General features: G+C 69.4%; 9 protein-coding genes. 4 read left to right on the top strand and 5 right to left on the bottom strand.

Features of this window, described 5'->3' with window-relative positions:
* Window positions 1-60: 60 nt before the first annotated feature.
* Window positions 61-915 (bottom strand): hypothetical protein, encoded by an 855-nt coding sequence (locus tag OG429_RS39060; protein ID WP_328929988.1) that lies wholly within the window; start codon window positions 913-915, stop codon window positions 61-63.
* 3 nt (window positions 916-918) lie between these two features.
* Window positions 919-1,977 (bottom strand): 3-oxoacyl-ACP synthase III family protein, encoded by a 1,059-nt coding sequence (locus OG429_RS39055; protein ID WP_328929987.1) that lies wholly within the window; start codon window positions 1,975-1,977, stop codon window positions 919-921.
* 649 nt (window positions 1,978-2,626) lie between these two features.
* On the opposite strand from OG429_RS39055, the gene OG429_RS39050 reads away from it, so the two are divergent.
* Window positions 2,627-3,409, top strand: coding sequence for an IS5 family transposase (locus OG429_RS39050; RefSeq protein WP_328929986.1), 783 nt, complete (start codon window positions 2,627-2,629; stop codon window positions 3,407-3,409).
* Here the strand turns inward: OG429_RS39050 and OG429_RS39045 are convergent.
* Genes OG429_RS39045 through OG429_RS39035 form a run of 3 tightly spaced genes read right to left on the bottom strand, consistent with a single transcriptional unit; the run spans window position 3,375 to window position 5,199 of the window.
* Window positions 3,375-3,857, bottom strand: coding sequence for a hypothetical protein (locus OG429_RS39045; RefSeq protein ID WP_328923223.1), 483 nt, complete (start codon window positions 3,855-3,857; stop codon window positions 3,375-3,377). The genes OG429_RS39050 and OG429_RS39045 overlap by 35 nt on opposite strands.
* Window positions 3,857-4,639, bottom strand: a complete 783-nt coding sequence (locus OG429_RS39040; protein ID WP_328929985.1) for a HEAT repeat domain-containing protein — start codon at window positions 4,637-4,639, stop codon at window positions 3,857-3,859. The genes OG429_RS39045 and OG429_RS39040 overlap by 1 nt, the downstream gene beginning before the upstream one ends.
* Entirely contained in the window at window positions 4,543-5,199 is a 657-nt protein-coding gene (locus OG429_RS39035) for a variant leucine-rich repeat-containing protein (protein ID WP_328929984.1), read from the bottom strand. Before OG429_RS39035 ends, OG429_RS39040 begins: the two co-directional genes overlap by 97 nt.
* Before the next feature lie 523 nt (window positions 5,200-5,722).
* Here OG429_RS39035 and OG429_RS39030 point away from each other — a divergent pair.
* The 3 genes from OG429_RS39030 (at window position 5,723) to OG429_RS39020 (ending at window position 9,116) form a co-directional block, all read left to right on the top strand.
* A complete protein-coding gene (locus tag OG429_RS39030; protein WP_328929983.1) occupies window positions 5,723-6,967 on the top strand; it encodes a sensor histidine kinase in 1,245 nt (414 codons plus the stop codon).
* Window positions 6,964-7,665, top strand: a complete 702-nt coding sequence (locus OG429_RS39025) for a response regulator transcription factor (protein WP_328929982.1) — start codon at window positions 6,964-6,966, stop codon at window positions 7,663-7,665. The genes OG429_RS39030 and OG429_RS39025 overlap by 4 nt, the downstream gene beginning before the upstream one ends.
* A 236-nt stretch (window positions 7,666-7,901) precedes the next feature.
* The gene (locus OG429_RS39020; RefSeq protein ID WP_328929981.1) at window positions 7,902-9,116 is read left to right on the top strand and encodes an alpha/beta hydrolase; all 1,215 of its coding nucleotides are present in this window, start codon (window positions 7,902-7,904) and stop codon (window positions 9,114-9,116) included.
* The last annotated feature ends 287 nt before the right edge of the window (window positions 9,117-9,403 follow it).

Genomic DNA, 9,403 nt, shown 5'->3' with positions numbered 1-9,403 from the left:
CAGTGGCCGGTTGCTCCACGGCAGGGCCGCCGCCGGTCGACCTCGTCTGCGGCACGGAGCTCACCACCCCTCGGGCCGGTAGAGGGCACACGCCGCGCTGGGGCCGGCGCCGACCGACACGAACAGGAACTGCTCGTAGTCGTCGCGGCGTACGACATCCAGCGCCCGGAGGTAGCCGAGGACCGGCGCCGCGGTGTGCGGCTCGCCCCTCACCCCGGCACCGTCAACGGCCGCGGACGGGCCAATCACCAGCGTCCTGTCGAGGTCGATGCCGATCTCCTGCGCGTAGCCGGCGGCGGCACTCGCCGCGAACTCGCTCAGCCGCTCCGCGTGGCCCGGCTCGCGCCGGACGGTGATCGTGGTCCGCCCGTGCCGGCCCATGGTGTCGGTGTCGAGGTAGCCCTCGACATCGGTGGGCCGGTCGGCGGTGTAGTGGCGTACCGGCCCGAACCCGGCGTGGGGGTCGGCGCTGCGCTCCAGCAGGAGGGCGCCGGCCAGGTCCGCGTACGGGTAGCCGGTGTCGCGGTCCGCGTCGCCGCCGGGGTGGACATCGGCAGCGGTGATCAGCAGCCGCTCGGTGCTTCCCGTCTCCAGCAGGGCCTGGCCCACCTGGACGGCGTTGAGTACGCCGCAGGCTCCGTTCATCAGGTCGAAGGAGAATCCGGCGGCCGGTTCGGGGTCGGCGATGTAGTCGAGGTTGATGCCGACCTCCTTCTGAACCAGGGCCGACATGGCCGGTTCGAAGGTGTTGTGCTCGCGGTAGACGCCGACGTTGATGAGTACGCCGATCGAGGATGCCGACACCCGCGCCCGGGCCAGGGCGCCGCGGGCGGCCCGGCCTGCGAGGTCCACGACGGAAGTCGGGGCGGACGTGTCGGGCAGGGCGGTGCCGGCTGCTGTGATGACCATGGCCATGGCTCAGACCCCCACGTTCGTGAGCGTCGCGGACAGGGCCCCGGTGACCACACCGGAGGCGGCCGGCACCAGCAGGTACTTGGCCCCGGGGCGGGCGCTGCCCGCCCTGAGGTGCTCGCACAACGTCAGAAAGTGCGAGGTCGTGGCGGTGTTTCCGTACCGCTCGACCACAGAGAGGGAGGCAGGCATGGGGGCGGCGAATTCGGCCTCGGCCGTCTGGTTGACGTAGTCGATGAAACGGGTGCCGACCTGGTGCTGGATGACGTAGTCGAACTCCTCACCAGCGAACGACCGCCCCCTCTTGGCCAGAAAGTCCCCGTGGAACCGCGGCCACAGCTTGAGCCGGTCGCGGTTGTGCATCTTCTTGTTGTCCGTGTAGAGGGCGATGCCCGGGGTGCGGTCGCTGGGCATGCCCATGCACAGGTGGGAGTACTCGGAGCAGGTCATCAGCTCGATGTAGTGGACGCGGTCGGCGGCGTCGGCGGAAACGTCGAGGACGACTGCGGACGCCGAATCCCCGACGGAGAGCGAGGCGAACTGCGGGTCGTAGGAGTCGGTCATCTCGCGTGCGGCGGTCTGCGCGACACGGGTGGCCTGCTCGCCGCTGACAACCAAGCCACGACGCACGGCACCGGAGCGGATCATGCGGTCGAGCAGCCACACGCCGGTCATCATTCCGGCGCAGGCGTTGGAGACGTCGAAGTGGATGGCGGAGCGGGCGCCCAGCTCCCTGGCCAGCATCGCGGCGAAGGACGGTTCGAAGGTGAAGCGGCTGCCGTCCTTGAAGCGGGTGATCGAGGCGGAGATGACGATGTCGAGGTCGGCGGCCCGGTAGCGGGAGGACTCCAGCGCGTCCTGGGCGGCGGACAGGGCCATCCCGAACGAGTCCTCGCCTGCCGCCGGTTCGGGGTCGTACACGCGCCGCTCGGCGATCCCGGTGATCTTCTCGATGTCCACCTCCCCCAGCCCCGCGACCAGGGCGGCGAGTTGGGGGGTGGTCTGGACTGCTGCTGGAAGGCAGACGCCTAAGGCTTCTATTCGGCTGTGTGCGGTGGTGCTCATGCGTGTCGCTCTCCGTGGCGGTCCGCTGAGGCATGGGAGTGCCAGGGCGGTGGTTGGCAGGGGCTTCAAGGGGCGTCCGGAACGTAACGGACAGTCAAGTTACCGTAGCGTACGGAGGTGCTGCCGAGCCGTCAGGGATTCGCAAATTCGGAAATTTGATCCAATACCGGCCACCCGCTCCCACCGCGATACCAGGGAGAACCAGGGCCTCCGCCCCTCTCAGCGGCGCCCACACCCTCGAAAACCTGTCCGGAACCACTCGGTCCACCCCAGGGGGCATGACCCGCTACCGCCACCGCCGAGACGAACGGGCCTGCACAACGTGTTCAAACAGCCTGACCGGGCAGCTCCACCATTACCTCCACATCCAGACCGGTAAGTAGCCGTTGCTCTATCGATCAAGGTGGTCGTGAGTTCGAGTGTGGTTGCCCGGCCGGGTGATCTTCGGCCGGTCTGGGCATGAAGGCAGGGCCTCCCGAACAGCTCGTGGGTGTCGAATCCATCCGAGCGTCAGGAGACCCTGGTGCCGCAGTCTTTCGTGCTGTCCCCCGCGTCGTCCAACTCGCCTTCCCGGTCGTGTGACTGCCTCGCCCACATGTACGGGAACGCGAGCGATCGTCCGAGCCGGGAGCCCCGATATCCGTCGGACATGACGGACGCGGAATGGGCCGAGGTCCGTGCCGCACTTCCGGTGCCGGGCTGGCTGGAGGGCCGCGGCGGACAGCCGGAGGGCTATTGCCACCGGCAGATGGTCGACGCGGTCCGCTACCTGGTCGCGGGCGGCGTCACCTGGCGGGCGATGCCCGCGGACTTCCCCGCGTGGGACCGCGTCTACGCCTTCTTCCGACGCTGGCGCGACAAAGGCCTGACGGCCGAGTTCCACGACCGGCTCCGCGACCGGATCCGTGAAGCGGCCGGCCGCGACCTGGAACCGACGGCGGGCATCATCGACGCCCAGTCGGTGAAAGGCGCCGCATCGGTGCCGGCCGCGACCAGGGGCTTCGACGGCGGCAAGAAGGTCAACGGCCGCAAGCGCCACATCGTGGTGGACACCCTCGGTCTGCTGCTGACCGTCGTGGTCACGGCGGCATCCGTCACTGACCGGGACGCGGGACAGACACTGCTGGCCCGGCTGCGCGAGCGGCACTGGCGCATCACGCTGGTCTGGGCCGACGGCGGCTACACCGGCCAACTCGTCGACCTCGCCCGCAACGTGCTGCGGATCGCGCTGACGGTGGTCAAACGCAGCGACGACACCACAGGCTTCGTCGTCCTGCCGAAAAGATGGCTGGTGGAGCGCACGTTCGCATGGCTGATGCGCTCACGCCGCCTGGCCCGCGACTACGAAGCCCGCACCGACAGCGCCGAGGCGATGATCCTGTGGTCGATGAGCATGCTCATGAGCCGTCGCCTCGCCCGGCGACGGCACTGAACATCCCCGGGCGTTCCTCTGCCAGCCATCCCCGCGCGGCCAGGCGCTTCACCTTCGACCGCACTCCCTCCACCTTCGCAGGCACCGGCTCCAGCCCGACCGCCACTGCGAGTTGCCGGCAGTCCATCGCCCCGACACCCGACCCGATCCCACCAGCCAGAACGTCCACGAGCTGCTGGTAATCCGGCGCCAGCACCGCAGCGCCGAGGCCTTCTCGCCACACCGGCACCACCGAGCCGGCCACCGCACCCACAACCCGCGCCGGCCGCCCGCCGGCCACCACGACCGGTGGCACCTCCTCGCCTCCGCACGGTTCCGCCAGGACCTCGGCCACCGTCTCCCGGGCGATCACGAACCGCTCCCACGCGGCCTCCGCCTCCCGCAGCTCGGCCTGAAGAACGTCCACTCGCTGCCGAGCGGCTCGTTCACGCTCCTCCAGCAGCCCCATCACCGACGGCATCCAGCACCTCCACCGAAGAGACGACACAACACCTCGTCCCTCCCACCGAAAGACCAGCCACATGCCTGACCAGCGCAAACACACCCATCACGCTCGGAAAGACAACGGCTTCTGGCGCGGCGCAGGTAGTGGATCGGGCTGCGAACCATGGCGGCGAGCACGTCTGCCGGCGGTTCGGCACGCCGGGCTTCGTCGATGGCTGCGAAGCTCGCGCGTTCCGCCTTGCCCGATACCGTGCTCGCGCAGTACTGCAGCCCGAATTCGATCATCAGGTCCGGCGGCCAGTTCGGTTGGTCCATGGCGTTCCCGGGGTGGAAGTACGGCCACAGGTCCAGTGCGTGCAGTGCCCGCAGCGACTCGGGCGGGGCGGCGGGGTGTTCCAGAGCCGCGTACACCAGGCGCTGGACGTCCACCTCCTGCCCGGGGGTGATGCTCTGGCCGCCACCGAACGAGCGCGTGATCGTGTCGACCAGCCGGGCGAGTGTCTCGGGCGGGGCCGTCTCGTTCTGGCTGATCGCGACGAGCACGGGCAGGCTCGGGTCGCCGGCCAGTTCGGTGAGCTGCCGGACGGGGGTGAACGCGTTGGTCGCGGCGGCGGCCCGGACGCCCGGTTCAGGGTCGGCCGCGAGCCGGGCCAGCACGGCCGGGGTGCGGTTGTGGTACTGCTGGCCCATCAGCTCCCGGATGCGGGGGTCCGGGTCCTGCGCCAGGGTATCGAGCAGCGGCGCGAGTTCTCCTGCTGCGCGCTTGTGGACGGCGGTGCGGCGCACCCCCGGGTCCGGGTCGGTGAGGTCCGCGTCACCGGCATGACCGAGTGCGGCCACCACGCGGCGGACCCGCGCGTCCGGGTCGGCGGCCAGGACCGCAGATGCTCCGGCCGGGCGCCGATCCGGCGGACCAGGGTCAGCCGGACTTCGGCGGAGGTGTCGGCGACCAGCACCGCGGCCACCTTGCGCGGGAGTCTCTCGCGCCCGGCCAGGGCCCGGCGCACCGCTGCCGATCCGTCCCGGGCCAGCGCCTTGAGCGCCGCTTTGGGGGTCGCGCGGTGCACCGCCACCACCCGGCGCACCGACTCCTCGGGGTGGGCGGCGAGCTCGGCCAACCGTTCGGCCGAGGTGGCCGGGTGGGCGGCGAGCGCGCACAGCACCCCGAACCAGGCCGGGCCGCCGGCAACGGCCCGAGCGGCCACCTCCTCGGCCAGATCGGCCGGCTGGCCTATTCGGGACGCCACGATCCTTGCCGTCCCCGGAGCCTGCGCGGCCAGCTCGCGCAGCCGTGACAGCGGTGTGGCCGGGCTCCACGCCTCCGCGACGTCGTCGTCCCTGTCCATCCGCACCCCTTCTTGACGCGCCGCCCCAGGTGGGTGGCCCGGGCCGGGCACCGGGCTGCCCCGGGTGCGCCCAAGGGGTCGCATCCGGGGACGGCCTCGACGTCACCGACCTGGGGAGGATCCTGACACGAAGCTCTGACAGCGCCTCACACGGTCCGCCCGGATGGTCAGAGCGGGCGTTCACACAGCCGTCGGTGGCTCGTCGGCAGGCGTTGATCGGCTCCGGGGCGCCGGGCGGCAGCGCGGCGTCATGTCGTGAGCCTGCTCGACGAGCCTCTCGTCCCCCTGAAGAGCTACATCCAGATATGGCTCTCCAGCGGGATGCTGACCAAGGGGCCGCTCCGTAGGGTCGTTCAGGGATCTCGGAATGGAAGGCGTCATGAACGAGTGAAACGAACGATCTGTGCAGCTGCGTCGGGGGTTGCCGCCACCTTCGTCACCGCGCCTCCGTGTGTCGGCACGGTCGCTGAGCGCCTGGCTTCCGTACAACACCGGGGTAGGTGCCATGTCCGATAATGAAAACGTGCCCGAGACGACCGCTGCGATGGCAGACCTCCCCAGCCTTCGCATCCTGCGGGCTGACCTCATCACCATACAAAGCTGCCCCATGCCGCCGCTGTCCTGGCCCCGTTGGCTGCGCTGGCTGCCCCACAGCCTCGTGTGCCTCGCAGCCGCTCTGACTGCCGCTGCGGCAGGGGCGACGGCACCGGTCCCGGCCACTGGGCATGCGGCCATGCTGGTGGTGGCCCTGCGTCGGCCGGCGTCCGCCTGGTGGCTGTCGATGGCCTTTCTCACCGGTATCACGTTGGAGTATCCGCCCACCCACGACACCCAGATCTATGTGTGGATGGTGCATGCCGGGGTCCTCTTCCTTCTCGCGCTGCGGGTGCGCTTGTTCTCGGCGATCACCGCGGCCGTCTTCAGCGCCCTGTCGGCCGTTCTGCTGAAGCTGTCCGGCAGTTCCGTCGGCTCATGGAAGATGATCATCGGGGCTCTCGCGCTGTTCGCTGTGGCCGTGGTCATCGGAGCCGTGGTACGCGGCCGCCGCGAGGACCATGCACGCCTCACCGAGCAGATCGCCGCCACGGCCCGGGAACGGGCGCTGCGCACTGTCCTGGAAGAGCGCACTCGGATCGCCCGCGAGCTGCATGACGTTGTGGCCCATCACCTGTCACTCATCTCCATCCAAGCCGATGCCGCGCCCTATCGGGTCCAGGGTCCACCACCGGAACTGGTCGCCGAGCTGGCCTCGATCCGTGCCAACGCACTTGAAGGGCTGGCCGAACTGCGCCACATGCTGGATCTCCTGCGGTCGAACAGTCCCGGCGACAGCACGACCGGCACCAGCCCGCAGCCCTCCCTGGCGCAGCTTGACGGGCTGCTCGGCAACGTACGGGCTGCCGGCCTTCGCGCGACCGTACGGATCGAGGGCACTGCCCGCCATCTGCCCCCGGGCGTGGAACTGTCGGCCTACCGCATCATCCAGGAAGCCCTCAGCAACGTTCTGCGCCATGCACCGGGTGCCGAGACACACGTCGAACTCGTCTATGCACGCGATACGCTGGGTCTGAGGGTCGTCAACGGGCCGGCCCCGCTCCCCGCTGCCCCCTCACCCGGGGCCGGGCACGGTGTCATCGGCATGCGGGAGCGCATCGCAATGCTCGGCGGTGATTTGGCCGTTGGCCCCGCCCCCGACGGTGGCTACAAGGTCAGCGCGGCCCTGCCCACATGTACCGCGCCCGCTGTGGGCAAGGAGACCTACATATGACCATCCGCGTGCTCATCGCCGACGACCAGGCCATGGTCCGGGAAGCCTTCTCCGTCCTGCTCGGTGCCCAGCCCGACATCGAGGTCGTTGCCACCGCCGAGGACGGCACGCAGGCCGTCGCCCGGTCCGCGGGACTGGCACCCGACGTGATCGTGATGGACATCCGGATGCCCGGCCTTGACGGCATCGAGGCCACCCGCCAGATCACGTCGATGCCCGGAACATCAACGAAGATCCTCATCCTGACCACCTTCAACCTCGACGAGTACGTCTACGAGGCACTGCGCGCCGGGGCCTCCGGATTTCTGCTCAAGGACGCCTCCGGCATCCAGCTCGCGGAAGCCGTAAGGGTGGTGGCCCGGGGCGAGGCTCTGCTTGCACCCGACATCACCATGCGGCTCATCGCCGAATTCTCCCGCGTGAGTCCTGGTGCCAAGCGGCCGACCGGCGTGCGCATCGATGCCCTTACCGACCGCGAGACCGAAGTTCTCGCACAGGTGGCACAGGGCCTCTCCAACGCGGAGATCGCCCAGGTGCTGGTCGTCGCCGAGGAGACGGTGAAGACGCACGTGGGCCGCATCCTGCGAAAGCTGCAGCTGCGCGATCGCACCCAGGCCGCCGTCTTCGCCTACGAATCCGGCCTGGTCGCCCCCGGCGACGCTGCCCGCTGGGCACCGTCGCTTCGGGCCGCCCCGTAGACCAACGTGCCCATGCCGCTCTCAGCCTCTGGATAGTCCCGACCTGCGACGGCATGCGGTCATGCCTGCCGACAGCCGGAACGGCTCCTTGGGTGTCGGCGTAGCCCTGGAGAGTTACGCGGCAGGTTGGCTCCTCCGGGGGACGCAGATCACCGGCCTTGAAAGCGAACCTTGTGGCGTCCAGTCCGGAGGCACCGTCCGCTTCCCGCACCACGTCCACCCCAAGGAACGCAACCATGTCCATAGTCCGACGCCCGGCACCTGCCTCGCAGGCCACGCCTCCTGGCAAGATCAAGAGGTTCCTACGTGTCGTCGTCGCTTCGATCTCCTCGATCTTGGCCTTCCTCACAGGCGCGATCATGCTGGGCGCATACTTTCCGGCCATCCCCAAGGCCGGCGTGATCGGCCCGGTCATCGGCGGACAGTACCCCTTCCATCTGGCGCTCCTTGCCCTGGCCGGCGCTGCCCTGGGAGCCCTGGCTTGGCGTAGCGGCCTGGTGCGCTGGGGGCGTGTCCTCACCGCGGTGACCGTTCTGTCGACCACCGCCGCTCTGGTCATCGGCAGCATTCAGTTCGTTGCCGCTCGCGACGCCGGTACGAAGGTCTCCTTCAGTCAGGTCTTCGGCCAGCTCGCCTCCTCCGGGGGTTCCACGCCGGATACAACCCAGATTTATGCCACTCGTGACGGCGAGGCACTCGAAGCGGATATATACCTGGCCAGGCAAAGCCAGGGGAACAAGGCGCCGGCCATCGTGCTCGCCCATGCCGGAGGCTTCCACACGTTCGACAAGAGCGACCTGCGTGGTACCGGCCGTTGGCTGGCGGACCACGGTGTGGCCGTGATAGCGGTCGACTACAGCCTGGCCTCCCCCGACCGCCCCACGTGGAACAAGGCCCCGCACGACCTCATGACCGCCCTGGGCTGGGTGCAGCACCACGCCGACCAGTACGGCATCGACAGCTCCCGTATCTCGCTGGGCGGCATGTCGGCCGGCGGCACCCTCGCCATGAACACCGCATACCGCCTTCAGAACGGCACCATGCAGGCCACCGACGGGACCACCCCGAAGCCGCCATTCTCGGTGGTCGGCTTCTACCCTGGCACCGACGTCAACAACATGTGGAAGGACGACGTCGCGGGCACCCGCGAGGCCGCAGAGCTGTTCACAGGGGGCACGCCTGTCCAATACCCCGAGCGCTACCGCGAGGTCTCCCCGACCACCGACATTCGGATGGGTCTGCAGCGCACACTGCTCGTCGTGGGAGACCGCGACCGCAGCTCCCGCCCCGAAACCATCAAGGACTTCGGCGCCTCGCTCCGAGCCGAAGGCGTCGACACCACGGTGGAGGAACTGCCCTTCGCCGAGCACGCCTTCGACGACGCCTACGGCAGCCTCACTTCACAGACCAGCCGCCAGATCCTCCTCGACTTCCTCAGCGAAGATGCGTAACACTGCCCTGCGGTCGCGGTCGCGGTCGCGGTCGCGGTCGCGGTCGCGGTCGCGGTCGCGGTCGCGGTCGCGGTCGCGGTCGCGGCACGATCTCAGCCAGGCCCCTGTGCGAAGTCAAGCTTGGGTCGGGCGGCTGGAGATGGGGCAATGGGCGCGCGGAGAGGTGCTGTACGACTGCTACCGCGCCCTGACCTGGAGAGCTCCAGCATTCCCAGGGTCACGGTTCCCGATCCCCGGCAGATGCGGGCGGCATGCAAGCCTGCGCCCGAGAACGCCTTCGGCTCCTG

Origin of the sequence: Streptomyces sp. NBC_00190 (assembly GCF_036203305.1) — a bacterium.
Lineage (GTDB): Bacteria > Actinomycetota > Actinomycetes > Streptomycetales > Streptomycetaceae > Streptomyces.
This window is presented reverse-complemented; position numbering and strand designations above follow the sequence as displayed.